Annotated in this window: 22 protein-coding genes, 2 tRNA genes, 1 other RNA gene and 1 pseudogene; 13 read left to right on the top strand and 13 right to left on the bottom strand. The window is 71.4% G+C overall.

Annotation, left to right across the window (positions count from 1 at the left end; translation table 11 throughout):
• Positions 1-40: 40 nt before the first annotated feature.
• Together E1182_RS14945 and E1182_RS14940 are read left to right on the top strand one after the other, a co-directional pair.
• Positions 41-646, top strand: a complete 606-nt coding sequence (locus E1182_RS14945; RefSeq protein ID WP_132265307.1) for a DUF6230 family protein — start codon at positions 41-43, stop codon at positions 644-646.
• Positions 647-727: 81 nt separating this feature from the next.
• The gene (locus E1182_RS14940) at positions 728-2,311 is read left to right on the top strand and encodes a DUF6114 domain-containing protein (protein WP_132265305.1); all 1,584 of its coding nucleotides are present in this window, start codon (positions 728-730) and stop codon (positions 2,309-2,311) included.
• Positions 2,312-2,373: 62 nt separating this feature from the next.
• On the opposite strand, the gene E1182_RS14935 is transcribed toward E1182_RS14940, so the two are convergent.
• Positions 2,374-4,044 (bottom strand): DUF885 domain-containing protein, encoded by a 1,671-nt coding sequence (locus E1182_RS14935; protein WP_132265303.1) that lies wholly within the window; start codon positions 4,042-4,044, stop codon positions 2,374-2,376.
• 161 nt (positions 4,045-4,205) lie between these two features.
• Here E1182_RS14935 and E1182_RS14930 point away from each other — a divergent pair.
• Positions 4,206-5,332, top strand: a pseudogene (locus E1182_RS14930) (DMT family transporter); the annotation flags it as partial.
• On the opposite strand, the gene E1182_RS14925 reads toward E1182_RS14930, so the two are convergent.
• The 3 genes from E1182_RS14925 to E1182_RS14915 all read right to left on the bottom strand — a co-directional run bounded on the left by E1182_RS14925 (position 5,215) and on the right by E1182_RS14915 (position 10,143).
• Positions 5,215-6,285 (bottom strand): PHP domain-containing protein, encoded by a 1,071-nt coding sequence (locus tag E1182_RS14925; RefSeq protein WP_132265301.1) that lies wholly within the window; start codon positions 6,283-6,285, stop codon positions 5,215-5,217. The pseudogene E1182_RS14930 and the gene E1182_RS14925 overlap by 118 nt on opposite strands.
• A gap of 75 nt (positions 6,286-6,360) precedes the next feature.
• Positions 6,361-9,237: a glycosyl hydrolase gene (locus E1182_RS14920; protein ID WP_132265299.1), complete on the bottom strand. Its 2,877-nt coding sequence runs from the start codon at positions 9,235-9,237 to the stop codon at positions 6,361-6,363.
• Between the two features lie 162 nt (positions 9,238-9,399).
• Positions 9,400-10,143: a M23 family metallopeptidase gene (locus tag E1182_RS14915; protein ID WP_132265298.1), complete on the bottom strand. Its 744-nt coding sequence runs from the start codon at positions 10,141-10,143 to the stop codon at positions 9,400-9,402.
• A 128-nt stretch (positions 10,144-10,271) separates the two neighbouring features.
• Here E1182_RS14915 and E1182_RS14910 point away from each other — a divergent pair, with 128 nt between their 5' ends.
• From E1182_RS14910 to E1182_RS14900, 4 genes are all read left to right on the top strand, one after another.
• Complete coding sequence (locus E1182_RS14910; RefSeq protein WP_132265316.1) at positions 10,272-10,610, top strand: hypothetical protein; 339 nt, start codon at positions 10,272-10,274, stop codon at positions 10,608-10,610.
• Positions 10,611-10,683: 73 nt separating this feature from the next.
• A complete protein-coding gene (locus E1182_RS31110; RefSeq protein ID WP_165942613.1) occupies positions 10,684-10,851 on the top strand; it encodes a hypothetical protein in 168 nt (55 codons plus the stop codon).
• 119 nt (positions 10,852-10,970) lie between these two features.
• Positions 10,971-11,501 (top strand): tRNA adenosine deaminase-associated protein, encoded by a 531-nt coding sequence (locus E1182_RS14905; RefSeq protein WP_132265297.1) that lies wholly within the window; start codon positions 10,971-10,973, stop codon positions 11,499-11,501.
• A gap of 208 nt (positions 11,502-11,709) precedes the next feature.
• Entirely contained in the window at positions 11,710-12,174 is a 465-nt protein-coding gene (locus E1182_RS14900) for a nucleoside deaminase (protein WP_132265314.1), read from the top strand.
• 60 nt (positions 12,175-12,234) lie between these two features.
• Here E1182_RS14900 and E1182_RS14895 read toward each other — a convergent pair whose 3' ends face one another.
• The 3 genes from E1182_RS14895 to deoD all read right to left on the bottom strand — a co-directional run bounded on the left by E1182_RS14895 (position 12,235) and on the right by deoD (position 14,162).
• A complete protein-coding gene (locus E1182_RS14895; protein WP_132265296.1) occupies positions 12,235-12,702 on the bottom strand; it encodes a thioesterase family protein in 468 nt (155 codons plus the stop codon).
• The gene (locus E1182_RS14890; RefSeq protein ID WP_132265295.1) at positions 12,699-13,337 is read right to left on the bottom strand and encodes a TetR/AcrR family transcriptional regulator; all 639 of its coding nucleotides are present in this window, start codon (positions 13,335-13,337) and stop codon (positions 12,699-12,701) included. The genes E1182_RS14895 and E1182_RS14890 overlap by 4 nt, the downstream gene beginning before the upstream one ends.
• A 117-nt stretch (positions 13,338-13,454) precedes the next feature.
• Positions 13,455-14,162: a purine-nucleoside phosphorylase gene (deoD, locus tag E1182_RS14885; protein ID WP_132265294.1), complete on the bottom strand. Its 708-nt coding sequence runs from the start codon at positions 14,160-14,162 to the stop codon at positions 13,455-13,457.
• A gap of 75 nt (positions 14,163-14,237) precedes the next feature.
• Between deoD and E1182_RS14880 the strand changes: the two genes are divergently transcribed.
• A tRNA-Ser gene (locus E1182_RS14880) sits at positions 14,238-14,324 on the top strand.
• Between the two features lie 62 nt (positions 14,325-14,386).
• Here E1182_RS14880 and E1182_RS14875 read toward each other — a convergent pair.
• The gene (locus E1182_RS14875) at positions 14,387-15,874 is read right to left on the bottom strand and encodes an aldehyde dehydrogenase (protein WP_132265291.1); all 1,488 of its coding nucleotides are present in this window, start codon (positions 15,872-15,874) and stop codon (positions 14,387-14,389) included.
• Positions 15,875-16,024: 150 nt separating this feature from the next.
• Here E1182_RS14875 and E1182_RS14870 point away from each other — a divergent pair, with 150 nt between their 5' ends.
• Complete coding sequence (locus E1182_RS14870) at positions 16,025-16,444, top strand: SCP2 sterol-binding domain-containing protein (RefSeq protein WP_132265289.1); 420 nt, start codon at positions 16,025-16,027, stop codon at positions 16,442-16,444.
• The gene (locus E1182_RS14865) at positions 16,413-18,470 is read left to right on the top strand and encodes a glycogen debranching N-terminal domain-containing protein (protein WP_132265312.1); all 2,058 of its coding nucleotides are present in this window, start codon (positions 16,413-16,415) and stop codon (positions 18,468-18,470) included. The genes E1182_RS14870 and E1182_RS14865 overlap by 32 nt, the downstream gene beginning before the upstream one ends.
• A gap of 87 nt (positions 18,471-18,557) precedes the next feature.
• On the opposite strand, the gene E1182_RS14860 is transcribed toward E1182_RS14865, so the two are convergent.
• The 3 genes from E1182_RS14860 to E1182_RS14850 form a co-directional block, all read right to left on the bottom strand.
• Positions 18,558-19,052, bottom strand: a complete 495-nt coding sequence (locus E1182_RS14860; protein ID WP_132265309.1) for a hypothetical protein — start codon at positions 19,050-19,052, stop codon at positions 18,558-18,560.
• Between the two features lie 32 nt (positions 19,053-19,084).
• The gene (locus E1182_RS14855) at positions 19,085-19,699 is read right to left on the bottom strand and encodes a hypothetical protein (protein ID WP_132265286.1); all 615 of its coding nucleotides are present in this window, start codon (positions 19,697-19,699) and stop codon (positions 19,085-19,087) included.
• Between the two features lie 75 nt (positions 19,700-19,774).
• Positions 19,775-20,344, bottom strand: coding sequence for a TetR/AcrR family transcriptional regulator (locus tag E1182_RS14850; protein ID WP_132265284.1), 570 nt, complete (start codon positions 20,342-20,344; stop codon positions 19,775-19,777).
• Positions 20,345-20,410: 66 nt separating this feature from the next.
• Here E1182_RS14850 and E1182_RS14845 point away from each other — a divergent pair, with 66 nt between their 5' ends.
• Positions 20,411-22,291: an ABC transporter ATP-binding protein gene (locus tag E1182_RS14845; protein WP_132265282.1), complete on the top strand. Its 1,881-nt coding sequence runs from the start codon at positions 20,411-20,413 to the stop codon at positions 22,289-22,291.
• 281 nt (positions 22,292-22,572) lie between these two features.
• On the opposite strand, the gene E1182_RS14840 is transcribed toward E1182_RS14845, so the two are convergent.
• The gene (locus tag E1182_RS14840) at positions 22,573-22,854 is read right to left on the bottom strand and encodes a hypothetical protein (protein WP_132265280.1); all 282 of its coding nucleotides are present in this window, start codon (positions 22,852-22,854) and stop codon (positions 22,573-22,575) included.
• Positions 22,855-23,366: 512 nt separating this feature from the next.
• A tRNA-Ser gene (locus E1182_RS14835) sits at positions 23,367-23,451 on the bottom strand.
• Positions 23,452-23,533: 82 nt separating this feature from the next.
• On the opposite strand from E1182_RS14835, the gene ffs reads away from it, so the two are divergent.
• Positions 23,534-23,624, top strand: an RNA gene (gene ffs, locus E1182_RS14830) — signal recognition particle sRNA small type.
• Positions 23,625-23,833: 209 nt separating this feature from the next.
• On the top strand, positions 23,834-25,064 hold a 1,231-nt coding region (locus E1182_RS14825), incomplete at its 3' end, for a DNA polymerase III subunit gamma and tau (RefSeq protein ID WP_132265278.1).

Here is a 25,064-nt window from a genome sequence, read left to right as displayed (position 1 = left end):
CCCGGCCCCCTCGCAAAGACGCCCCCACCAGGAGGAACCCGTGCAGGATCGGATCGACAACCCGGGGCGTACCCGGTGGCGGCGTTTCGCCGCGATGATGGTGCCCGCGGCCGCCGCCGTCGGCACCATCCTGTTCGGCATGCAGTCCGGCGCGATCGCCGCCGACATCACCGTCTCCGGTCAGACCTTCAAGATCCGCGCCGACCGGTTGGAGGGCGACGGCTTCCGGCAGTACGGCGGCATCGCCAAGGAGAAGGACGGCACCAGCCACCCCGTCGCCCTCTCCGAGATCGACAGCGCCGAGCTCTACAAGCTCTGCCAGTCGGTCCGTGCCGACCTGCCCGGCCTGCCCGTGGTGCTCACCATCAACGCCGGCGACGACGAGCCGGCCACCGCGAAGAACCTCATGATCGCGATGGACACCCTGGAGGGCAACGCCTCCTTCACGAACATCAGGATCGGCCGGGACGCCAGCGACCTGAACCCCACGGCCCAGGCCGGCTCCTTCGGCCAGAGCAGCGAGAAGGTCACCATCCACGGACTGCGGCAGGTGTCCCGCTACACCACGGCGGCCACCTTCAACCTGACCGGCCTGCGACTGAAGGTCAACGTCGGTGACGAGGCCGAGGGCAAGGAGTGCTTCTGAGGTGACCGGTGACCCGCGCCGGGTGACCGCCGCGGGCCCCACCCGGCGCGTCCCCCGTCCCCGCTCCGCCAGGAGGAGTACGTGACAACCGCCGAACCGCAGCACACCCCCGCCGGGGGCTTCGGCCGGGCGTGGCGCGGCTTCCGCCGCTGGCGGCGGAGCCGGCCCTTCTCAGGGGGCCTGCTCACCGTGCTGGCCGGGGTGGAGATGTTCGCCTCCACCAAGATGACGCTCAACGGGTTGACCTTCTCCAGCGGGTCGACCGGCCTCTACTCGCTGCTGATCCCGGCCATCCTGCTCACCTGCGGACTGCTGCTCTGGCTCAGCCCGGCGCAGCGGCCCTTCTACTCGATCGTGGCCGCGATCACCACGGTCTACTCGCTGATCGGCCTCAACCTCGGGGGGTTCTTCGTCGGCCTGCTGCTCGGCCTGGTCGGCAGCGCGCTGGGGTTCGCCTGGACGCCGGGCCGCCCGGCGGCGAACGGCGCGGCCTCAGGACGGAGCGACGGCGAGCACCCCGAGGCAGAAACCGGCACCGGCCCGGCCGCGTCGCAGGTCGGTGGCGAGCCGTACGCCGAGGAGCGGAGCCTGGTTGACGACCTGATGCCGGCCGACGAGGGGTCGGTGTCACGACGGCTCGGTGGGACGCCGTACACCGGGACGGGGCAGCCGGCGGCGACCCCGGCCGGGGCGACGTCGCTGCCCCGCGACGCGGCCCCCGCCGGCCATGGCACCGCGCCGGCCGAACCGTCCGTCGGTGCGCCCGACCCGAGCCGGCTCACGGCGGCGCTGGTGGTGATCGGGCTCGCCGTGGGTGGGCTCGTCGCGGTCCGGCCGTCGACCGTGCAGGCCGCGCCGGCCGCCGCCACCCCGACGGCGACCTCCTGCGCCAGACCCGGCGCGAAGCCCGGCCGGGCGGCCACCAGCTCCGCGTCCCCGCGTGGCGGCACGCCGTCCGCGACACCGACGGCCAGCCCCAGCCAGTCACCGGAGTCCACCGAGGACACCGCCAACCCGATCGGTGAATTCTTCGACCGGGTCGGGGACTTCTTCACCGGCGGCCGGAGCCGGACCGAGCCGACCGCGAGCACGCCGCTCGGCCCGACCCCGTCCGCGACGCCGACCGCCACCCCCAGCGCCGCTCCGACCCGCCGGGCCGTGAGCTGCGCCCCGGCGAAACGGGACCGGCCCGGAAAGGTGGAGGCCGGCAAGCTCCTGCCCCGCCTCGCCCCGGACCCGGGACAGCCGAAGGTCGCCGCGAAGCCGTCCAGACTGACCGGTTCCAAGGTCACCATGACCGGCCTGCGGTTCGACGGCATCGTCGACCTGCCGACCGCCAACGGCTCGGTGAAGGTGTTGAAGTTCAGCATGACGGAGGCGGTCACCGACGACTTCAAACTGGTCGCGGACGGGCCGTCCGGCCGCTCCCAGCAGTACGTGACCAACCGGCTGACGGTGCGGGGCGACGTGGCGTTCTACGCCGCCCGGTTCTCCGGCAAACTGCTCGGCATCCCGGTCACCCTGACCCCGGACCTGCCCTTCCCGGACGGGATTCCGATCACCTCGCCGATCCCGATCAGCTTCACCGAGCCGGTGATCGAGCTGGCCTTCGTCGACTGCGACACGCTGACCGCCGCGCCGTCGCTGCGGCTCAGCGTGCCCTGACCGCGCTCACCACCACCACAACGCCGGGGGCGGGTTGTCCCGCCCGCCCCCGGCACCACAGTTCAGAGGCGGGCCAGCGCCTTGCGGAGCGGGTCGAGCCCGAGCGCGCCGAGGTCCAGCGCCTGCCGGTGGAACTCCTTGAGGTCGAAGTCGGCGCCCTTGCGGGCCTTCGCGTCCTCCCGGGCCTGGAGCCAGATCCGCTCGCCCACCTTGTACGACGGCGCCTGCCCCGGCCAGCCCAGGTAGCGGTTCAGCTCGAAGCGCAGGTTCTCGTCCGGCACCCGGCAGTGCGCCCGCATGAACTCCCAGCCCAGCTCCGGCGTCCACCGTTCGCCCGGGTGGAAGCCGAACGGGTTGTCCTTCGGGATCTCCAGCTCCAGGTGCATGCCGATGTCGACGATCACCCGCGCGGCGCGCAGCGCCTGTCCGTCGAGCATGCCCAGCTTGTCACCCGGATCCTGCAGGTAACCCAGCTCGTCCATCAGCCGCTCCGCGTACAACGCCCAGCCCTCACCGTGGCCGGACACCCAGCACAGCAGCCGCTGCCAGCGGTTGAGTAGTTCGGCGCGGACGGCGGTCTGCCCCACCTGGAGGTGATGACCGGGAACGCCCTCGTGGTAGACGGTGGTCACCTCCCGCCAGGTGGAGAAGTCGGTGATACCGGGCGGCACCGCCCACCACATCCGGCCGGGGCGGGAGAAGTCCTCGCTCGGGCCGGTGTAGTAGATGCCGCCGTCGCTGGTCGGTGCGAGGCAACACTCGATCCGACGGACCTGCTCCGGAATGTCGAAGTGCGTGCCGTGCAGGGCGCTGATCGCCTGGTCGGCCAGCGCCTGCATCCAGTCCCGGAACGCCTCCTTGCCCTGGACGGTGCGGGCCGGGTCGGCGTCCAGCGCCGCCACCGCCTCGTCGACCGTCGCGCCGGGCCGGACGATCTGTCCGGCCACCGTCCGCATGTCCGCCTCCAGGCGGGCCAGCTCCGCGAAACCCCAGGCGTACGTCTCGTCCAGGTCGACCTTGGCGCCGAGGAAGTACTGCGAGGCCAACTCGTACCGGTCCCGACCGACGGCCTGCTTGTCGCGCCCGAGGGGGGCCAACTCGGTACGGAGGAACTGGCCGAACTCCGCCGTCGCGGCGGTGGCGGCGGCCGCACCCCGGCGCAGGTCCGCGCCGAGCGTGCCGTCCACGCCGAGCCGCTCGACCAGGCCGTGGAAGACGTTGTCGCCGTCCGGGTCCGTCCAGCTGTCACACTGCTTGGCCACCTCGGACAGTTGCACCTTCGAGCTGACCCGCCCGGCGGTGGCCGCCTCGCGCAGGGTGGTCTTGTAACCCTCCAGGGTGGCGGCGAACCGGTTGAGCCGGGCGGCCAGGTTGGCCTGGGCCGCCTCGCCCTCGGTGGGCATCAGGTCGAAGACCATCCGGATCTCGTGCAGCCCGCTGGTGATCACACTGATCTCGCTGGTCACCTCCCCGGCCTCGTACCGGGCCAGCTCCAGGCCGAGCCGCTCCTGCATGGCCTCCTTCGCGGTCCGCTCCGCCTCGGAGTCCGGCTCCGTCACGTCCAGGTCGGCCAGCGTGCGTCGGGTCAGCTCGGCCCGGGCCTCGTAGCCGGCCGGGGAGAGGTCGTCGAGCTGGTCGTCGTAGCCGGCGATGCCGACGTAGGTGGCGCCGGTCGGGCTCAGCGGGGCCCAGTCGGCCACGTAGCGGTTGGCGAGGTCATCGATTCGTCCCACCCTGCGACCCTACGTGACCCACCGGCTCGGGTGTCGACCCTGCTTCCCCGGCTCAGGGCCAGTCGGCGTCGCCGCGTCCGCCCCGGGTGCGGGTGTGGTGGCGCACACCGGGTACGGATATCGGTGCGACTTTGTCGTACCCCTGCGGCAGAGTGTCAGGGGTGACTGGCGAAATCACTCCTGACAGGCCACCGCTGCGCAGCTGGCTGCCGGGCTTCGTCGCGCTCGCGGCGATCTGGGGTTCCAGCTTCCTGTTCATCAAGATCGGCGTCGAGGAGCTGCACCCGCTGCACCTCACCCTCTACCGGGTGGCCACCGGTGCGGCCACCCTGCTGGTGGTGCTCGCCGTGCTGCGTGACCGGCTGCCCCGGGAGCCTCGGGTCTGGGCGCACCTGACGGTGGCCGCCGCGTTCGGCGTGTCCATCCCGTTCACCCTGTTCGGCTACGGCGAGCAGCGGGTCGAGTCGATGCTCGCCGGCATCTGGAACGCCACCACCCCGCTGATCGTGCTGCCGCTGGCGGTGCTGGTCTTCCGTACCGAGCGGCTCACCGCCCGCCGGGCCGTCGGGCTCGGGCTGGGCTTCGTCGGCGTGCTGGTGGTGCTCGGCGTCTGGCAGGGTGTCGGCGGGGCGCACTTCGTCGGCCAGCTCATGTGCTTCGGAGCGGCGGTCTGCTACGGCTTCGTCATCCCGTACCTGAAGAAGTTCCTCGGCGGCACCGCGTACTCCGGTCTGTCGGTGTCGACGGCGCAACTGCTCGTGGCGACCGCGCAGCTCGCGGTGGTGGGTCCGCTGGTGGCCGGGGCGCCGCCGGCGCCCACCGGCCTGTCGTGGCGGGTGGTGGCGAGCGTGGCCGCCCTCGGCGCGCTCGGCACCGGCCTGGCCTTCGTGATCAACATGCACAACATCCGGGTCGCGGGCGCGAGCACGGCCTCCACCGTCACGTACGGGATTCCGGTCTTCGCGGTACTGGTCGGCACGCTGGTGCTCGACGAGCGGCTCACCTGGCACCAGCCGGTCGGCGCGCTGGTGGTGCTGCTCGGCGTCGCGGTGACGCAGGGTCTGCTCGGCCCGCGTCCCTCGCGGGTGCCGGCCACCGCCACCGAACCGGCGACCACCGAGCCGGCCGGGGTCGGGTCCGTCCGCCGCTGACCCGTCGGGAGCCGGCTGGTCACCGCCGGGTACGCGCCCACCTGACCAGGCGGTCGGCCTTCCAGGTGTTGACCACCCGGTCGGCGGGCACGCCACACAGCGCCGCCCGTTCGCAGCCGAACCGCTGCCAGTCGAGCTGGCCGGGGGCGTGCGCGTCGGTGTTGATGGCGAACCGGCAGCCCGCCTCCAGCGCCCGTCGGATCAGCCGCTTCGGCGGGTCCTGCCGTTCCGGCCGGGAGTTGATCTCGACAGCCACGCCGTGCTCCGCGCAGGCGGCGAAGACGGCGTCCGCGTCGAAGTCGCTCTCGGCCCGGGTACGCGGCCGGTGCGCCCGGTCGCCCGGCCCCTTCACCCCGGCCGGGCGGGACGCCACCATCCGGCCCGTGCAGTGCCCGAGGATGTCCAGGTGGGGGTTGGCGACCGCGGTCAGCATCCGGCGGGTCATCTTCGCCCGGTCGTCGTTCAGGCCGCTGTGCACCGAGCCGACCACCACGTCCAGTCGGGCCAGCAGTTCCTCGTCCTGGTCCAGCGAACCGTCGGTGAGGATGTCCACCTCGATGCCGGTCAGGATGCGGAAGCCCCTCGGCAACGCCTCGTTGATCGCCGCCACCTGGTCGAGTTGCCGGCGCAGCCGGTCGGCGGTGAGCCCCCGGGCCACCTTCAGCCGGGGCGAGTGGTCGGTCAGCACCAGGTACTCGTGGCCCAGCTCCACGGCGGCGAGCGCCATCTCCTCGATCGGTGAACCGCCGTCGGACCAGTCGGAGTGGGTGTGGCAGTCGCCGCGCAGCGCGTCCCGCAACGCGGTCGCCGCCGCGTCCAGGTCGGTGCCCTCGGTGGCGACCAGCCGTCGCAGGTAGACGGGCTCCTCCCCGGCCAGCGACTCGACCACACATCGGGCCGTCACGTCGCCGACCCCGGCCAGTTCGGTCAGCTTGCCGGTGCGGGCCCGTTCGACCACCTCCTTCGCCGGCAGCCCGGCCAGCGTGTTCGCCGCCGACCGGAAGGCCCGCACCCGGTAGGTGGCCTCGTTGGCCCGCTCCAGCAGGAAGGCGATCCGGCGAAGGTCGGCGACAGGGTCCCGCGCGGTCATGACCTGCAACCTACGCGCCCGCGCCGCCGGCCGGGGTGCGGCCGGCGGCGCGAGCCGGTGGTGGCGCGTCCGGGATCAGGCGTACGGGAGCCGCACGAGCGACTGGTCGCCGATGCCCAGGGTGGTCGGGTTGGCACCGATGGCGGACCAGACCTCCAGCTTCACCGTGCCGTTCGACAGGTTGCCCGGCGAGCCGGTGGAGCTGAGCAGGCCGGCGCTCTGGGTGTAGTGCTCGTAGCCGGGCAGCGGGTCGGTGGCGAAGTAACGGTACGTCTCCACCCGGTCGACGGTGCCGTCGCCGGTCAGGTCGTAGGAGATGCGGGCCTGCACCCCGTTGCCCACCGCCGGGCCGGCGTCGAGGAACAGGTCGAACGCGGTCTGCCCACCGGTGTACGCCATGGTCAGCCCGGTCGAGGTGAAGACCAGCGGGTTGTGGGGTGTGCCGTCGTGGTTGGCGCCGCCGGTGCCGGCCACCGTGGCGGTCGACCGGATGCCGGCCGCCCCCAGCCCGCCGCCGGGCAGCAGGTGGCGCGTGGGCGAGGCGCTCGGCGGGGTGCTGCCGGTCGGGGTCGGCGACGGGCTGGTCGGGCTCGGGGCGACGCCACCGTTGGCGCCGCCGCCGCTCCAGGTGTGAGCCCCGGTGGTGGCCGTCCTACCGGCGGCGACCGTCAGGCGGGTGCCGTCGGAGAAGGTGACCGTCAGCGGCGCGGCGGTGATGTTGCTCGCCACGTAGGTGCGGGCGCCGTCGCGGGTGAAGACCGCCGCCAGTGGGTGGTCGGCGGTGACGCCGGTGTCGACCTGGCCCAGCGCGGCCAGGTTGCGGATCCAGTGCCACGTGTGGGCCCGGCTCTCGCCCTCCTCCGGGGTGTATCCGGGATTGGCGCGCAGGTCGGCCAGCGCCGCGTCCGGGTCGCCGAGGGCCAGGAACTGCCAGTGGATGTCCTGCCAGACGGTTGGCGGGCCGCCGTTGTTGCGCACCAGCTCGGCGTGGTTGGTCCGGTTGTACGCCGGGTCGTGGCCCAGGTACAGGTGTCCGCCGGTGACGGGGAGCATGTTGATGCCCTGGATCATCTCCGGCTCGGCGCTGAACCAGGTGGCGTACGCGGCGCCGTCGCCCCAGACCATGCCGACCGTGGCGTGTCCGAACGTCGCCGGGAAGTTCTCGTCGTCGGCGTCGAACCAGTACTCCCGGATCGCCGCCGCCTGGGTGGTGTACAGGAAGACGCCGGCGTCGCGTACGGCGGTGTCGCCGGTCGCCTGTCCCCACTGGATCAGGGCGCTGGCGAAGTTCATCCCCTCCGACGAGGATTCCTGGTTGTTGCCGGCGTGGAACGAGCCGTGCCCGGAGGCCCAGTCGTGCCCGGCGTAGATGTCGAAGTCGCGCAGGTAGGGGAAGCGGGCGTCGGTGCGGCGGTAGTTGTTGGCGTCCCGGATCAACAGGTCGACCATGCCGCCGTACTGGGCGGGGGACGCCCAGGCGGGGTCGAACTTGGCCAGGGTGGCGGCGGCCGCGATGAAGTATCCGTAGTGGAAGTGGTGGTCGTTGAGCTCCTGGTCGGAGCCGTACGAGGCCGGGTAGCCGATCAGGGTTCCCCAGTCGCGGTCGTAGTAGAAGACCCGGGAGGTCTTGCCCGGTGTCGCGGTGAACCAGTCGGTGAGGGTGCCGCGGATCGCGTTCAGCGCGGCGGTACGGGTCTGCGTGTCACCGACCAGGTCGGCGATCTCGGCGATCCGGGCGGCCCGGCCGAGGCCCTTGCCGGTCCAGTAGGTGTCGGCGCCGCGGGCGTCCATCGGGTTGCCCCGCACGGTCGCGAGCTGTTCCCGGAGCCGGGCCAGGTCGGCCCCGGTGCCGGTGCCGACGGCGGGCAGCTCCGGCAGCACCCCGTGGAACGCCATCGAGGTACGGAACTCGGTCACGCCGGTGAGGATCTTCATCCGGCCCCGCGGCGACGGGTAGCTCTGTCCGAGCGGGGTGGCCCCGGTCAGCGCCTTCCACTGGTGCGGGTAGAGGCCCACCACGGTCTGCGCGGCGGTGCCCTCCTTGCGGGTGGTGGTGAGGGAGTACGTCGTGGTGACCCGGCTGCGGGCCTGGTCGTACGAGTAGGAGACCCGGGTGCCGGTGACGTGGGCGTGGGCGTACCGGCCGTAGCTGGTGGCCAGGGTGGCCCGCGTGTCGGTGTTCGCCGTGGTGGGCAGTAGGGCGATCGAGAAGTAGCCCTTGCCGGCCAGGGTGGAGGTGATCCGTCCCCCCGTGACGGTCCAGGTGGCGCCGGTCGGGGCGTAGGCGACGTAGTCGTGGCCGTTGACGCGGAACCCGATGGTGGGTCCGCTCTGTGACCAGATCGTGGGGGTGCCGGCGGTCGGGTTGATGGTGGCCTGCCCGCCGCTGGTCTGGAAGTAGGTGAACGGCAGGCCGTGTCCGATGGTGGCGCGCATGGTGCGGGTGCCGTCGCTCCAGTACGGGCTGACCGTCCAGTCGGTCCAGTCGTCGACCTCGACGACGGGGGCGCCGAGCCCGGCCACCCCGACGCGGAAGTCCTCGGCGTACGCGTACCGGTACTCGCCGACGCCGGTGGCGGTGCCGGTGACGGTGGGGGTGGAGGTGGCCGAGAAGCCGAGCCCGTCGCCGAAGGTCCGGTACGACAGCGGGTGCGCGTGCAGCGGCTCGCTGTACGCGCAGTTGGTCTTCTTCCACAGCAGCGACGACCACCAGTCGTTGGTGGGGATCGGCCCGGCCGGGGCGTTGGCGGTGGCGAACCGTCGCGGGTTGGTGGACAGGTCGCCGCAGCCGGCCGGCAGCGGCCCGACCCGGTCGGTGGTGTAGCTGCCCGCGCCGACGGCGGCGGCTTCGGCGGTGGTGGCGGTGGCGGTGAGGCCGCCGGTGAGGATGGCGAGGGCGGTGGTGGTGGCGAGGGCCCAGAGGGCCCGGCGGTGTGGGACGGGAGGTGTCATGGTGCCTCCAGCACACGGAACCGACGGGACGGTTGGCGATGTTTCGTCGGTGTATGAGGATTTTTGTTAGCTGAGAGAGCGCTCTCTGTGACGCGGACGTTAATCCAGCCTGCGACTTCCGTCAATGCGTCGAGCAGATGGCGCGATCCGCCGCGCCCCGCCTCAGTTGCTGCCCGGTGCCTCCGGGCAGCCATGTTCGCGCTCCCAGGCGGTCACCTCCGCCACCGGCGACCGGTTGCCACCCGCGCGCCACGAGTCCAGGTACCTCGCCGGCCAGACCACGCCGCGCCGGATCCACCAGTCGTCGTGGCCGGTGCACTTCGGCGACAGGCCGAAGTGAAGGTGGCAGACGTTGTTCGCGTTGCCGGTCCGGCCCACCGTGCCGAGCTGCTGACCGGCCCGCACCCGCACCCCCGCGTCCACACCCGCGCTGATCGCGCTCAGGTGCGAACCGTAGTAGCGCACCCCGTCGTCGCCGAGCAGCGACACCGACAGGCCGCCGTTGTGCGGCCCGCGCGGCCCCCGCCGGTCGAACCGGTCGACCCGGCTCACCTCCAGGATCGTCCCGTCGGTCACCGCCACCACCGGCTCCCCGCAGTCGGCGAAGATGTCGGTGCCCGGGTACGTCGCGTGGGTCGGGTGGTAGGCCACCTTCGCCGCGCGTACCGGGAAAACCCGCCGCGCCGGCTCCCGCGTCGGCGCGGGCGAGGCGGACCCCACCGCCGGGAGCGTCGTCGACGGGACCGGCTGCCCGGCCGTCGCCGTCACACTCGGCGCGTCCCACACCGCGCCCGGCGGCGGGGCCGGTCGCTCGCTCGCGCAACCGGCCAGCAGAGCCGGGGCGAGCAGCAGCAGGACCGGGTACGCCGGACGCACGCGACGACGGTCGGACAGTGGCGACGACATCCGATCATCCTGACAGACCGCTACCGTGGGACGGTGCCCCGAGACTGATCCGGGGCCCGCGGACGGGAGCAGTGACGGTGGACGACGGTCAGCCCGCGTACCCGGTCGAGCCGGCGGCCGGCCGGTTCCTGGCCCGTACCCCCTCGGGGCTGTTTCCCTCCGGGCCGCCGCGCCGGCCGGTCTGGCGTGAACCGCACCCGGTGACCGGCGGCGGGGTCGCCGCCGGTGCCGCTCTCACCGCCGCCTGGCTGCTGCTCTTCGGCCTCCTCGGTCGGGACGTGCCCGGGTACGCGTGGTGGACGGTGATCGCCGGCGGGCTCGCCTGGGCCGCCGCGCTGGTGCTGGCCCGGTACGGCGACCGGGGCGTGGCCACCGGCGTGGCGATCGTCACCGCCGGTGGCTGGAGCATCGCGTTCGCGGTCGTCGTCACGCGCTGGGCCACCAGTTCCGACTGGCCGATGTGGTGACGGACGGTAGGTAATCAACCGCGTTTCGAACACCATCTTGACGTACCGGCTGTGACTGGGGACGCTTTCCGGTATGGCCTGGACCACCCCGCGGCTCGACCCTGAGCGTAGCCGTCGCCGCCTGCAGATTCTCGCCGAGTTGGCGGGAGCCCGCGCGGTACGACAGCGGGAGCGGCCGCAGCGGGAGCGGACAGAACGGCTGCGGCAGCTGATCGCCACCCGGCGCCGCGTCGCCGGCTGAGCCGACTTTCGCAGGAATGGCCGGCCCTTCGGGGCGTTGACCGGTCGCCTGCCGACCCGACCGGTTAACGTGCACGCGTAACGAGTCGGCGAGCTGTGCCGAGGTCAATTGGGGGAACCGTGTCGTACTTCGCTGCCGCCGTGGTGCGCGTCGACGGCGGCTGGACCGCCTCCGAGGTCAACCTACGGGGTGCCACGGACGTCGACGAGGTCGCCGAGCGGCTGCGCGACGTCGAGCCGGACGCCGACCTCTCCCTGCTCTTCGTCGAGGCCGACGACACGTATCTGGTGATCCTGCGCCTCGACGAGGGTGAGGACCTGCGGATCTTCGGCTCCGACTCCGCGTACGCCGAGGAGTCCCGGCTGGGCGCGCTGCTCGTCGGTGACCTCAAGACCTCGGTCACCGGCCTGGAGGAGGTCGACGAGCCCCGGCCGGCCGCCGCCGCCGGCGGCGAGGAGAGCGAACAGCCCGCGGTGGACCCGGAAGCCGATCCGGTCGGTGACGCCGACATCCTCGCCGACCTGGGCATCCCCGCCCAGAAGCTGCTACGGCTCTGCGCCCACGAGGGGATGCTCCCGGCCGACGTCACCGCCGAGGTGTGCCTGGTGCTGGGCTGCGTCGACACGGTCGAGGAACTGCGTGAGGTCTGAGTCGTCCGCCTCGGACGGGCCGGCCCTGCCCGGCGGCGGGTCGCCGCTGGCCGGCGCCGCCGAGCCGGCCGACGCCACCGACCCGGCCCTGGAGACCGTACGCCCCGGACAGCCGACCCCGGGCGCGATCCGCCGGGCCGGCCCCGGTGCCCACGAGGGGCTGGCCGAGCCGGGCGGGACGGGCCGCCGGCAGCGGCACGAGCTGTGGATGCGCCGGGCGCTGGAGATCGCGGTCACCGGCCCGGAGCCGGGCGCTGGGCATGCCGCCCCGACGGCGGGCGGCATGCCCGCCGACGACGTGCCGGTGGGGGCGGTGGTCTACGGCCCGGACGGCACCGAAATCGCCGTCGGGCGCAACGAGCGGGAGCTGACCGGAGACCCGACCGCGCACGCCGAGGTGCTGGCGCTACGCCGGGCCGCCGGGCGGTTGGGTCGGTGGCGGTTGGACGGCTGCACTCTGGTGGTGACCCTGGAGCCGTGCACGATGTGCGCGGGTGCCCTGGTGCTGGCCCGGGTTTCCACGGTGGTCTTCGGTGCCTGGGAGCCCAAGACGGGCGCCGCCGGCTCGCGCTGGGACGTGCTGCGCGACCGCCGGCTCAACCACCGCCCGGAGGTCCATGGCGGCATCCTGGAAGCCGAGAACGCCGCCATCCTGCGCGCCTTCTTCCGCTGACCGCGCCGCGCCGGCCTTCCCGCGCCGGCCTTCCCGCACGGGACGACCGATCGGCGACGCTCAGGCCGGGGTCGTGGCGGGACGCAGCAGGGTCGCGGCGACCGCGCGGGCGGCGTCGGTCCACGCGGTGGGCCGCAGGGTCGCCGGATCGAGCCGGACGATCGCCCGCCGGCCCTCGGCGTGCACCGTGCGGCCGTCCGCCGAACGGAACTGGAAGCCGTACTCGGCACTGCTGGTGCCGAAGTGTTCGAGCCAGAAGTGCACCGCCACCGGCCCGATCCCCGTGATCGGGGCCCGGAAGGTGATGGCGAACTCGCGGACCGCGTGGAACACGTCGGGGGCGCTGGCCGATCCGCGCTGGAAGGAGATCCCTCGGGCGGCCCAGTACGGGGTCAGCGCGCGTTCCAGCAGCACCGCGTACCGGGCGTTGTGCAGGATGCCGACGGCGTCGAGGTCGTCGAAGTGCACGGTGACGTGCTCGACGTGACCGAACGAGTCGGCGCGCGGGTCGATGGCGGTGTGGGTCACGAGAGACCTTCCGGTAGCAGGGTGGGATCCGGGCACAGTGCCCGGAGACGGTTCAGCAGTCCCTGGCGGGCGTGCCGGTAGGCGGCATCGGGGTCCACCAGCCGTGAGCGCATCGCGGCGGCGATCCCCAGCGCGTCGATCTCGTAGGCCAACAGCGGCACGTCGGTGTCGGCGGGAAGTTCGCCGGCGTCCACAGCCTCCCGGACGAGCCGTTCGAGGAATGCGGCCCACCGGGCGAAGACCTCGGCGAGCCGGTCCCGGACCGGGCCGGGGCGGGCGTTGTACTCGAAGTCCGTGCTGGCGAAGAAGCAGCCGCCGGGAAGCACGTGGGCGGCGTAGAAGTCGATCCGGGCCTGGTGCAGCGCCCACAGCCGCCGTACGCCGGCCGGGGCGTGCAGGCCTGGTTCGACGATCCGCTCCTGCCACTGCTCGACGGCCCGGTCGACGGTGGCGAGCTGGAGTGCCTCCTTGGACCGCCAGTGCGCGAAGAGGCCGGACTTGCTGACGCCGAGGGTGTCGGCGAGGCGGGCCAGGGAGAGCCCGTCCAGCCCTACCTCGGTGGCCAGCACCACGGCGGCGTCCAGCGCGGCGCTGCGGGCCCGATCGCCCCGCGCGAGGCGTCCGTCGACTGTCATGGGCAGAGGCTAATAAATAAGCACGACCGGTCGTATAGTTTTCTGGGGTGAGCGTCGTCACCCCACAACGCAGCCGCCCCACCGTCCCATGCGACGGTGGGGCGGCATGGTGGTCGTTCAGGCGATGACCGTGTCCAGCGCGATCTCGACCATCTGGCCGAAGGTCTGCTCGCGCTCCTGCGACGTGGTCTTCTCACCGGTCTTGATGTGGTCGCTGACGGTCAGGATGGTCAACGCCCGCGCCCGGAACCGGGCCGCGATCGTGTAGAGCGCCGCGGACTCCATCTCGACGGCCAGCACGCCGTAGTCGGCGAGGGTGTCGTAGAGATCCGGCCGGTCCGTGTAGAAGGCGTCCGCCGCCAGGACCGAACCGACCCGCACCGTGATCCCCCGCCGCTGCGCCACGTCGACCGAGGTACGCAGCAGCCCGAAATCGGCCACCGGGGCGTAGTCGACCAGGCCGTCGAACCGTACCCGGTTCATGTTCGAGTCGGTTGACGAGCCGATCGCCGCGACCACGTCACGCAGCCGGAGATCCTCGGCGAGGGCCCCACAGGAGCCGACCCGGATCAGCGTCTTCACGCCGTACTCGTTGATCAGCTCGTGGGCGTAGATGGAGGCCGACGGCATGCCCATGCCGGAACCCTGGACCGACACCGGCACGCCGTTCCACCGGCCGGTGAAGCCCAGCATCCCCCGCACCGTCGAGTAGCACGTGGCGTCCTCGAGGTAGGTCTCCGCGATCCACTTGGCCCGCAGCGGGTCGCCCGGCATCAGGACCCGCTCGGCGATCTCTCCCGGCTTCGCGCCGATGTGCGTACTCATGGTGAAGATCCTGCCAGGCCGGCCTCGGTGACACCGGTTCGGCACCCGCACCCTGGGTCATGTACCCTACTCGGCGGTGGCGTGTCCGAGTGGCCTAAGGAGCACGCCTCGAAAGCGTGTGAGGGTTTACGCCCTCCGCGGGTTCAAATCCCGCCGCCACCGCTCACGAAACGCAACGCCCGGCAGGTCCGCGAGGACCGGCCGGGCGTTGTCGCATCCGGGGTTCAGTCCTCGTCAGCGGAGGTGGGTACGAAGACCGACTTGACCTGCAGGTAGGCGTCCAGCGCCTCTGGGCCGTGCTCCCGGCCGTACCCGGACTGCTTGTACCCGCCGAAGGGCAGGGCGGAGTCCAGCACCGCCCAGGAGTTGATCCAGACGATGCCGGAGCGTAGCCGGCCGGCGATCCGGTGGGCACGGGCGACGTCCCGGGTGTGCAGGCCTGCGGCGAGCCCGTACCGCGTCCCGTTGGCGAGCCGGACCGCCTCGTCCTCGGTGTCGAACGGTTGGACGGTCAGCACCGGGCCGAAGACCTCCTCCTGGACGATGCGAGCGTCGTGGGGTACGTCGGCTACCACGGTCGGGGCGAAGTAGTGACCGCCGTTGCGGTCGATGCGGTGGCCGCCGATGACGATCCGGCCTTCGCCGAGGGCGAGGTAGTGTTCCACGCTCTCCAGGCGCTGCTTCGTGGCCAGCGGCCCGACGATGGTGTGGGGGTCGCACGGATCGCCGACCGGAACCCGCGCCACCGCGTCGCGGAGCCTGGCGAGCACGCTGTCGTAACACGAGCGTTGGACGAGCAGGCGGGAGCCGGCCATGCAGAACTGGCCGGAGTTGAACACGAAGCCGGGCACCACGGCGTCGACGGCGGCGGTGATGTCGGCGTCGTCGAAGATGATGTGGGCCGCCTTGCCGCCGAGTTCCATCGTGGTGGGCGTGACCGTCGCCGCGGCCGCCGCCGCGATGCTGGCACCCACCCGCGTCGACCCGGTGAAGGCGATCTTGTCTACGCCGGGGTGCCGGCTCAGGGCGGCTCCGGCGTCCTTTCCGCCGGTCACCACGTTGAGCACCCCGGCGGGCAGGCCGGCCTCGGTGCACAGTTCCGCCAGCCGCAACGCGGTCAGCGGGCATTCGGCGGCCGGTTTGTGCACCACCGTGTTGCCCGCCGCCAGAGCTGGCGCGATCTTCGTCGTGGACAGGATCAGCGGGAAGTTGTACGGCGTGATCGCCCCGACGACGCCCAGCGGCTCCTTCAGCGTGTAGGCGAACCCGGGAGTCCGGATGCTGCGCGTCGCGCCCTCGATCTGGTCGGCCAGGCCACCGTAGTAGGTGAAGTGGTCGATGGTGTCGCGAAGATCGACGGTACGCGCGATCATCAGGGGCTTGCCCGTGTGCAGGCTCTCCAGCCGCGCGAACTCATCCCGGTGCTCCTCCAGCAGGGCGGCCACCCTGAGCAGCAGGGCGCCGCGTTCCCGACCGCTCATCCGGGGCCAGGGCCCTTCGTCGTACGCGCGCCGGGCCGCGTCGACCGCGGCGTCGACATCCTGCTCACCCGCCTCCGCCACCGTGGTGACGACCTGATCGTTGGCCGGGTCGATGACGTCCCGTCGCCTCCCCTCGGCGGCGTCGCGCCAGCCACCGTCGATGAAGAGCTGTCCGGGTGGCAGGCCGCGTTCGGTCTCTCGTTCGGCGATGGCCGTGCTCCTACGCTCCATAGCCGCATCCTGGCAGTCACCGCGCGGGTCCGGATCACCTCGACCGGGTGAATCGGCGGTCCCCGCCGTTCTCATTCTTCCCGGGTGAGGCCCCGTCACCCCGCACGTTCCTAACGTCCGGGTGACGTGAGCCGTGGGAGGGGCGGGTGGATGACCGGGTCGGTTGCCGAACTCCTCGACAAGCTGGGCCGGAACCAGAATCCCGGCCTCAAGGAGCTGCCTGCCTGGGCGGAGGGCACCATCCGCCTCGACATCCAGGATGACGGGAAGGTCGAGCAATGGTTCATCACGTTGAAGAAGGGGAAGGCCCAGGTCTCGACAACCGGTGGTGAGGTGAAGGCGGTCCTCTGTGGTGATCGTTCCGTACTCGACCTGATGGCCAGGGGTGAAACGAAGTTCAGTCCGGCCGTCTTCCGGGCCGACCTGATCGTCGAGGGCGATCTGAGGTTGGCCGACGCGTTCGGGCGGATCCTGTTTCCCGGACCCCCGATGGCGCATCATCCGCGAGATTTCGTGCGCAAGGAAGGTGCGAAACGTGATCGAGAAAACCGTGAGCATTCTGGACGGTAATACGTTCATCGTCACCAACGAGCAGGGTGACGTCACTCCCTCGCGGGTTTACCCGACCGGTTTGTTCTCGTTCGACACGCGTTTCCTCTCGACCTGGCAGCTGAGTCTCAACGGTGAGCGACTCAGCGTGCTGTCCCGGGATGACCTGCAGTATTTCGAGCGGCACTTCTTCCTGGTCCCCGGCGAACCGACGCACTACGTCGACGCGAAGGTCTCGGTGATCCGGGAACAGTCGATCTGCAAGGACTTCACCGAACGGCTGACGGTCCTGAACCACGGCCTCGAACCGGCCCACTTTCGGCTCCGGGTGGAGATGGGCAGCGACTTCGCCGATCTGTTCGAGATCAAGGACGTACGGGACAAGAGCGGGTTGACCTCGGTACGCCAGGAGGGAGGCCGGCTGTGCCTGCGCTACGAGCGGGGCGGCTTCCGACGCGACACGATCATCTCCAGCACGGAGGAGGCCGAGGTCGACGACACGGGGATGACCTTCGACATCCGGCTGGAGCCGCGGTCGGCCTGGCGTACCCAGTTGAACGTGCAGCCGGTCATCCAGGAATCCCTCGAAGCGGAGGACGAGACGATCTGGGCCGCGTACCGCCGCAGGAGCAGACCGAAACTGCGGGAGGACCTGGATCACTGGCTCAAGCAGACCCCGACGCTGATCTGCGACTACGAGCCGCTCCAGACGGCGTACGAGCGGAGCCTGATCGACCTGGCCGCCATGCGGTACGCGTCACTGACCAACCCGTCGTCTCCCCTGCCGACGGCCGGCCTGCCCTGGTTCATGACCATCTTCGGCCGGGACAGCATGTTCATCTGCCTCCAGGCGCTGCCCTTCGCCCCGCAGCTGACTCCACCGGTGCTGCGCCTGCTGGCTCTCCTCCAAGGGGTGACCTTGGACGACTTCGAGGAGGAGGAGCCGGGGAAGATTCTGCACGAGTTCCGCTACGGGGAGTCCGCCGCCTTCGAGGAGCAGCCGCACACGCCGTACTACGGGTCGGCGGACGCCACCCCGCTGTTCGTGATCCTGATGGACGAGTATGAGCGGTGGACCGGGGACTCCACGTTGATCCGTAGGCTGGAGCCGAACGCGCGCAAGGCGCTGGACTGGATCGACGAGTACGGTGACCTGCTCGGCAACGGCTACCTGTCCTACTTCCGGCGCAACACCCGCAACGGGTTGGAGAACCAGTGCTGGAAGGACTCCTGGGACGGGATCTCGTACCACGACGGCCGGCTGCCCCGGCCACCGCGCGCCACCTGTGAACTCCAGGGCTACGCCTATGACGCCAAGATGCGCGGCGCCCGGCTGGCCCGCGAGATCTGGAACGATCCGGCCTACGCCGACCGGCTCGAACAGCAGGCCGCCGAGCTCAAGGAACGGTTCAACCGCGACTTCTGGCTTCCCGACCGGGAGTACTTCGCGCTGGCCCTCGACCCCGACGGGCAGCCCGTCGACGCTCTCGCCTCCAACATCGGCCACCTGCTGTGGAGTGGCATCGTGGAGCCCTCCCGGGCGAAGAAGGTCGCTCAGCACCTGCTCAGCCCGCACATGTTCTCCGGGTGGGGGATACGCACCCTCGCCGACACCGAGGCCCGGTACAACCCGGTCGGTTACCACGTCGGCACCGTCTGGCCGTTCGACAACTCGATCATCGCGTGGGGGCTGCGGCGTTACGGCTTCCGGGAGGAGGCGGCCCGGGTCGCCGAAGCCGTCATCGAGGCCTCTGCCTACTTCCACGGCCGGCTGCCCGAGGCTTTCGCCGGCTACGACCGGGCGCTGACCAACTACCCGGTCGAGTACCCCACGGCGTGCAGCCCGCAGGGCTGGTCCGCCGGGGCCCCGCTGTTGTTCCTGCGTACCATGCTCGGCCTCGAACCGCACGAGAACCACCTGGCCACCGACCCGGTCCTGCCGCCCGCCATCCAACGCATCGAGCTGCTCGACCTGCCGGGTCGCTGGGGACGGACCAACGCGTTCGGTCTGCGCACCGTTCACCACCAGAAGCGCCTCGTCAGGTGACCGCTGGGCCCCGACGAGGTGGCTCCCCTCCGGCTCAGGTCCGCGCCTTGGCCGTCGGGTGCGTGCCGCCGCCGTGCGCGCCTGCCGTCAGCAGGGGCCGTGGCCTTCCTCGAAGGCACGTTGCGCCCAGTCGGCGTACCCGGCGATGACCTTGCGGACCGTCCGGCCGTCATGCAGGAAGAGGTACGCCCGGTCGCCGTCCCGGGCGAGCAGGCCGTCGAACCGGTACCTCCCGGGTGGCGCGTCGAGGTGCCGCGCGTTCGGGTAGCGGTGGCGCACCTCGGTGAGGGGGGTGCCGGCGGCCACCCCTTCCGGGGTACGCACCGGGTCGCCGACCCAGAGCAGCACCAGCCGGTCGTCGACGAAGATCGGGGTGACCGTCTCGTGGTCGGTCAGCGCGGGGCCGCACGCGTCGACGTCGGTGCGCAGGACACCCCGCCGGGTGAGTTCGTTCTCGGTGTCGCCGAAGTCGACCTCGGGCAGCCCGTCGAGGTCGACCACCGTGACCGTGCCGGCCGGTTCGGGTTCGGCTGCCCGGTGGGTCGGTACGGAGCCGCTGCCGGCGATCGAGGCAGCGATCATCAGTGCGGCAATGAAGCCGAATTGTCGCAATTTCATGGAATCCCCCAGTCCCCAACGGACCGGGGGCGGTCTGGTTGCTGGCCGACGGCGGATTCCTGCTCCTCCCACTCCTCGGCCAACTCGTCCCAGTAGTCGACACTCAGCCCGCGCCGCCCGTGGGCCAGCCAACCGGCGGTGTCCCGCTCGACGTGCAGCCCCAGCTCGGCGAAGGGGTCGATCCACGGGCCGGGCTCCGCGCCCAGCTCCACCAGGGCGGCGTTGATCGGCCAGTGCTGGCGCGGACCGTCGAACACGGCGTCGAAGCGCGGCCCCCAGGACCGTACGCCGCCGAGCCACACCACCGCCGCCTGGTGGCCGACGCCGCCGGCGAACTCCGCCTCGACGTACGCCACCGGTCCCCGTCGGGACCAGCGGGCCAGGGTCTCGGTCAACGCGGGGGAGAGCACCAGCGTGAACGGCTGCCGCGCGTCCGGCTCCCCGACCGCGTAGTCCGACGGTGTGCCGGTCAGTTCCGCCACCAGCTGCGGGGTCATCGGTAGCAGCGCGAAATCCTGGCGCAGTGCGCCGAGGACCGCGTGGTCCAGCTCGCGGGTCTCCTCGCGCAGCAGTTCGGCGTCCGCGACGACCGCGCTGAGTTCGTAAGTCACCCGGCGTCCACAGCCTGTGGATAGAACATGTGTACGACGGTGTCCGTCATGACTTGGCCAACCTTCCTGCTCGTGTCAGCTCTTGGGTGCGATGGCGCCGCTGAGCGTGCGAACGACGAGGCGCAGCGCCTCGTGCCGGGAGATGCGGGTGTCCGCGAGGTAGCTCCATCCCGCGTAGAGCTGGGACCACAGCACGCTCTGTATCCAGGTGGCGGGCAGTTCCGGGTCGATCGTCCCGTCGTGGTGCCCGCGCTCCACGAGGGCGCTCAGCCTCGGGTCGCAGGCGCCCTGCTCCGACCAGTCGGCGTCATCGATCAGCTGAGGCTCGCTGAAGATCAGCGAGAGCAGGCTGCCGAGTTCGAAGTACTCGTGGCAGAGCCGCCGTAGCGCGTCGGCACCCGTGCCCTCGTCGAGCCGGGCGTTGTCGGTGGCTCGGTTGAGTCTGGTCGTCCCTTCGGCGCTGAGGGCCGTCAACAGGTCGGACCGCTCGGGAAAGTAGCGGTGCAGGGTGGTGCGCCCGACGTTGGCCGCCGTGGCGATCTCACCGAGCGTCGCGCTCGGGTCCTGTCCGAGCATCTCGATCGCGGCGTCGATGATCGCCTGCCGGGTCCGGGTCCGGGTGCCGCTCTCCTGCGTGTCCGTCACCCGCCCAGGATACGAGTACGGTAACCGAGTTGACCCTTATGGAACATGCATGTTCCACTAAAGCGCATGAGTGACCCGAAACCACGCGACGTGCTTCCCAAGCTCCGGACTCTGGCCACCTTCCTCGCGCCGCACTGGCGCGTGCTGCTGCTCGGGCTGCTGCTCGGACTCCTCGCCAACGCCGCCAGCCTGGCCACGCCCATGGCCACGAAGTGGGTGCTCGACTCCCTCGGCGGCTCGGCTGCGCTGACGAAACCCATCGCCACCCTGGTGGCCCTGGTCGTGGTCGGCGCCGGGATCACCCTGTGGCAGTGGATCCTGCTCGGAGCCCTCGCCGAACGGGTGGTCCTCGACGCCCGCACCTCGATGATCCGCCGCTATTTCGCCGCGACCGTCAGCGCGCTCACGGCTCGACCGACCGGGGAACTCGTCACCCGGGTCACCTCCGACACCGGGTTGCTGCACGCCGCGTCCTCAAGCGTCATCGGACTGGTCAACGGTGCCCTGGCCCTGATCGGGACGCTCGTGCTGATGGGCGTGCTCGATCTGGTGCTGCTGGGCTGCACGATCACCGCGGTGATCGTCGTCGGCGCGCTCATGGCCGCGCTCCTGCCGTCGATCGGACGCGCCGAGGAGGCGGCTCAGGATTCGGTCGGTCGACTGGGGGGCACGCTCGAGGCAGCCCTACGGGCCGTTCGCACCGTCAAGGCCAGTCGCGCGGAGACCCGTCAGGGCGACCGGATCATCAGTCACGCCCGGGAGTCCGCCGCGCACGGCGTTCGGGCCGCCCGGCGTGGCGCCACCGTCTGGACGGTCTCCTGGACCGGTATCCAGTTGGCCATCATCGTGATCCTCGGTATCGGTGCCTGGCGCGCCGAACGCGGGCTGATCGACATCTCCAGCCTCATCGCCTTCCTGCTCTACGCGTTCCAGCTGATGGGTCCGATCGGCGAACTCACCCAGAACCTCACCGCGCTGCAGTCCGGCGTCGCCGCCGCCGCGCGGATCCGTCAGGTCCAGGCCATCGACGCCGAGCGGTCGCAGCCCCGGCACGCCAGCCCGCGCGGCGGCGACCAGGCCGACGATGGGCCGCTGCTCGTCCTCCGCGGTGTCACCGCGACGTACGCGCCCGGCACCGTGCCGGCCGTCCGAGATATCGACCTGGAGATTCCCCGACGGGGACACGTCGCGATCGTCGGGCCCTCCGGAGCCGGCAAGACCACCCTGTTCTCGCTCATCCTCCGCTTCCTCGAGCCGCAAGAGGGCGAGCTGGTCCTCGACGGCCGCCCGTACCACACGTACACGCACGGGGAGATCCGGGCACGGCTGGCGTACGTGGAACAGGAGACGCCCATCGTCCCCGGAACGATCCGGGACAACCTGCTGTTCACCCATCCCGACGCCACGGACGCCGAACTACGGGCCGTACTCGAGGCCGTGCGGCTGGACGACAAGATCGACTCACTTCCCGACGGGCTGGACACCTCGCTGGAGTCCAGCGAGGTGTCCGGCGGGCAGCGCCAGCGCATCGCCCTGGCCCGGGCCATCCTGCGTACGCCGGAGCTGCTGCTGCTCGACGAGGCGACGGCCCAGGTCGACGGGTTGACCGAGGCGGCGCTGCAGGACTGCATTCGCGACCGCGCCCACCGTGGAGCCGTCGTCACCATCGCCCATCGCCTCTCCACCGTCCTCGACGCCGGCACGATCGTGGTCATGGAGTCGGGCCGGGTCCGCGCCCGCGGCACCCACGCCGAACTGCTCGCCGCCGACGAGCTGTACCGGCAGTTGGTCGAGGCGCTGCGGATCGCCGAGGGGTCGCAGCCGGAAGGGGATCGACGTCACGCCGACGCCCTCGCGACGGCGAACACCGCCTCGACGTGCGCCACCGGTCCCCACCGGGACCAGCGGGCCATGGCCTCGGTCGACGTGGGGAGATCACCAGCGTGAACGGCTGCCGCGGGTTCGGCTCCCCGACCACGTAGCCACGTTCTCCCACGCGCCCGGTATCGCCGCGATCTCGGGCGGCGCACCAGCCGATTCTGGTGCCGCCGTACGGCCCGGGGCCGCCCTGTCCAGAGCGGCCCCGGCCGTCGTCGTCGTTGCGTGAAACTCCCTCGGTTCGCCACCGCAGGCTGCTGTGGCGGCCGCTCGCCGGGTCGGGTTACGCGGACCGTGGCGGCGGCCACCACGAGCCCGGCGATGCTCAGCCCGAGGATCAGCCAACACGGTCACTTGCCGGAGAACTCCCACAGGTGCCCGGCCGCCCACGAGTTGTGGCTGTAGCGGACGCCGCCGCGTACCCGCTTGGTGCCGTCCTCGCTCCAGTCGAAGTTGCACCTGGCCCAGGTGCCGTTTCCATGGGTGTTGCGGCAGTACCGGTCGGCGACGCCGTACTGGCTCCAGATGTACGCCAGCCCCGAGTAGCTGTCGGCGTCGTTGTCCTTGACGTAGACGTAGTCGCCGCTGTAGTCGACGCAAACGATGGTGGAGTGGTAGTAGGCGGTCGTCATGAGGCATTCGCCGACCGGCCCTGCGACCTTGACTCCGGTCTGACAGGACACTGACGAATAACCGCACACGTCGAGGTAGTCGTCATCGGCGGCCATGCTCGGTGTCGGCGCGGCGAAAACAGCCATGATCGTCGCCACAAGGGCGAGAGCCCCGGCGCGAAAGCCGAGCCTGGACCGCAAGATTCCCACCAGAAGTACCTGCACGCGTCTCTCCTTCATTAGGGCGCCGAAGAGAGGGGATTATGCCGGCGTGGCCGTCGCTGGTCATCGGAGTGCCGCTTCTCTTGAGGAGAAATTGAGCCCGCCCCGCTGACGCTCGACCCGCTGGTTCCGGTGGGCCGCGAGTGGCAGTGCTGCCGCCCGCACACACGGCCGCGCCCGTTCCCGACGGTGCCGGGGAGGCCGGGTGGGCGTGCCCGGGCCTGGATCCACTGGGACCAGAGCGACCGCAGAGACGATTCAGGGCCGGTCCCCGTGGGGGCCGGCCCTGTCGTTTTCCCTGCTCAGGCGAGCGGAGGATACGAGATTCGAACTCGTGAGGGTGTTAACCCAACACGCTTTCCAAGCGTGCGCCCTAGGCCTCTAGGCGAATCCTCCGCGAGCCAGGATACAGGTCGCCGTCGGGCCGGCCACCCCACCACCCCCTGAAGATCGACCGCGCGTCGGGTAGGGTTGGCGGTACCCCCCGTGCGGCGTGCATCTCGTGAACCTCCCCAGGGCCGGAAGGCAGCAAGGATAAGCGGGCTCTGACGGGTGCACGGGGGGCCTTTCTGTCTTGCGCGCCGAGGCCCTGTCCCGGGCCAGGTCTTGGCCGCGTCCTCGCGGTCTGCGGCATCTTGCGGTGTCCGAGCACCCGGATACCCCCAGGATGCCGCAAACGACGCGGGGCTCCCGGCGAGCTCCGAGTTCGGGCGGGGTGGTGGGTGGTCAGCTGCGCCCGACCGGCGCAGAATGGCTCGGTCGAGAGGAGGCGGTACGGGTGGCACTGGCCCTTTACCGCAAGTACCGGCCGCGCACCTTCGCCGAGGTCATCGGTCAGGAGCACGTCACCGAGCCGCTGTCGCAGGCGCTGCGCAGCGGTCGGCTCAACCACGCCTACCTTTTCTCCGGCCCGCGCGGCTGTGGCAAGACCTCCAGTGCCCGCATCCTGGCCCGCTCACTGAACTGTGAGCAGGGGCCCACCCCGGAGCCGTGCGGGCAGTGCGAGTCGTGCCGGGAACTGACCACCGACGGTGGCTCGATCGACGTGCTGGAGATCGACGCGGCCAGCCACGGCGGCGTCGACGACGCCCGGGAACTCCGCGAGAAGGCGATCTTCGCGCCGGCCCGGAGCCGCTTCAAGATCTATGTCATCGACGAGGCGCACATGGTCTCGTCGGCCGGCTTCAACGCCCTGCTCAAGCTGGTCGAGGAGCCGCCGGAGTACGTCAAGTTCATCTTCGCCACCACCGAGCCGGAGAAGGTCCTCGGCACGATCAAGTCGCGGACCCACCACTACCCGTTCCGGCTGATTCCGCCGAAGGTGCTGCGCCCCTACCTGGAGCAGCTCTGCGAGGCCGAGGGGGTCCGGGTCGAGCCGGCCGTCTTCCCCCTCGTGGTCCGTGCCGGCGGCGGCAGCGCCCGGGACAGCCTCTCCGTACTCGACCAGCTCATCGCGGGCGCCGGCCCGGAGGGGGTCAGCTACGCGCGGGCCGCCGCGCTGCTCGGCGTCACCGACTCGGCGCTGATCGACGAGATGTGCGACGCGCTGGCGGCGGGGGACGGCGCGGCGGCGTACGCCACCGTCGACCGGGTGGCCGAGGCCGGTCACGATCCGCGCCGGTTCGCCGCCGATCTGCTGGAACGGCTGCGCGACCTGATCGTGCTCCAGCAGGTGCCGGACGCCGCCGCGAAGGGCCTGATCGACGGCCCCGCCGACCAGATCGAGCGGATGGCCGCCCAGGCCCAGCAGCTCGGCCCGGGCACCCTGTCGCGGTGCGCCGACATCGTGCACAACGGTCTGGTCGAGATGCGCGGCACCACCGCTCCCCGGCTGCTGCTGGAGCTGATCTGCGCCCGGATGATGCTGCCCGGCGTGGACGACTCGACCGGCGGGCTGCTCCAGCGGCTGGAACGGATGGAACGCCGGCTCACCCTGGGTGGCGTGGAGCTGCCGTCGGCGGCCGCCGGCCCCGCGCCGGTCGCCCACCCCCCGCAGGTACGCCCGGAGC

The organism is Micromonospora sp. KC721 (assembly GCF_004348355.1).
Taxonomy (GTDB): domain Bacteria; phylum Actinomycetota; class Actinomycetes; order Mycobacteriales; family Micromonosporaceae; genus Micromonospora.
This window is presented reverse-complemented; position numbering and strand designations above follow the sequence as displayed.

Bases quoted from the DNA above. Each gene is read 5' to 3' on its own strand.
- E1182_RS14925 (WP_132265301.1), bottom strand. From the start codon at position 6,285: ATGACCGCGCGGGACCCTGTCGCCGACCTTCGCCGGATCGCCTTCCTG.
- E1182_RS14920 (WP_132265299.1), bottom strand. From the start codon at position 9,237: ATGACACCTCCCGTCCCACACCGCCGGGCCCTCTGGGCCCTCGCCACC.
- E1182_RS14915 (WP_132265298.1), bottom strand. From the start codon at position 10,143: ATGTCGTCGCCACTGTCCGACCGTCGTCGCGTGCGTCCGGCGTACCCG.
- E1182_RS31110 (WP_165942613.1), top strand. From the start codon at position 10,684: ATGGCCTGGACCACCCCGCGGCTCGACCCTGAGCGTAGCCGTCGCCGC.
- E1182_RS14900 (WP_132265314.1), top strand. From the start codon at position 11,710: ATGCGCCGGGCGCTGGAGATCGCGGTCACCGGCCCGGAGCCGGGCGCT.
- E1182_RS14890 (WP_132265295.1), bottom strand. From the start codon at position 13,337: ATGACAGTCGACGGACGCCTCGCGCGGGGCGATCGGGCCCGCAGCGCC.
- deoD (WP_132265294.1), bottom strand. From the start codon at position 14,162: ATGAGTACGCACATCGGCGCGAAGCCGGGAGAGATCGCCGAGCGGGTC.
- E1182_RS14875 (WP_132265291.1), bottom strand. From the start codon at position 15,874: ATGGAGCGTAGGAGCACGGCCATCGCCGAACGAGAGACCGAACGCGGC.
- E1182_RS14870 (WP_132265289.1), top strand. From the start codon at position 16,025: ATGACCGGGTCGGTTGCCGAACTCCTCGACAAGCTGGGCCGGAACCAG.
- E1182_RS14860 (WP_132265309.1), bottom strand. From the start codon at position 19,052: ATGATCGCTGCCTCGATCGCCGGCAGCGGCTCCGTACCGACCCACCGG.
- E1182_RS14845 (WP_132265282.1), top strand. From the start codon at position 20,411: ATGAGTGACCCGAAACCACGCGACGTGCTTCCCAAGCTCCGGACTCTG.
- E1182_RS14840 (WP_132265280.1), bottom strand. From the start codon at position 22,854: ATGACGACCGCCTACTACCACTCCACCATCGTTTGCGTCGACTACAGC.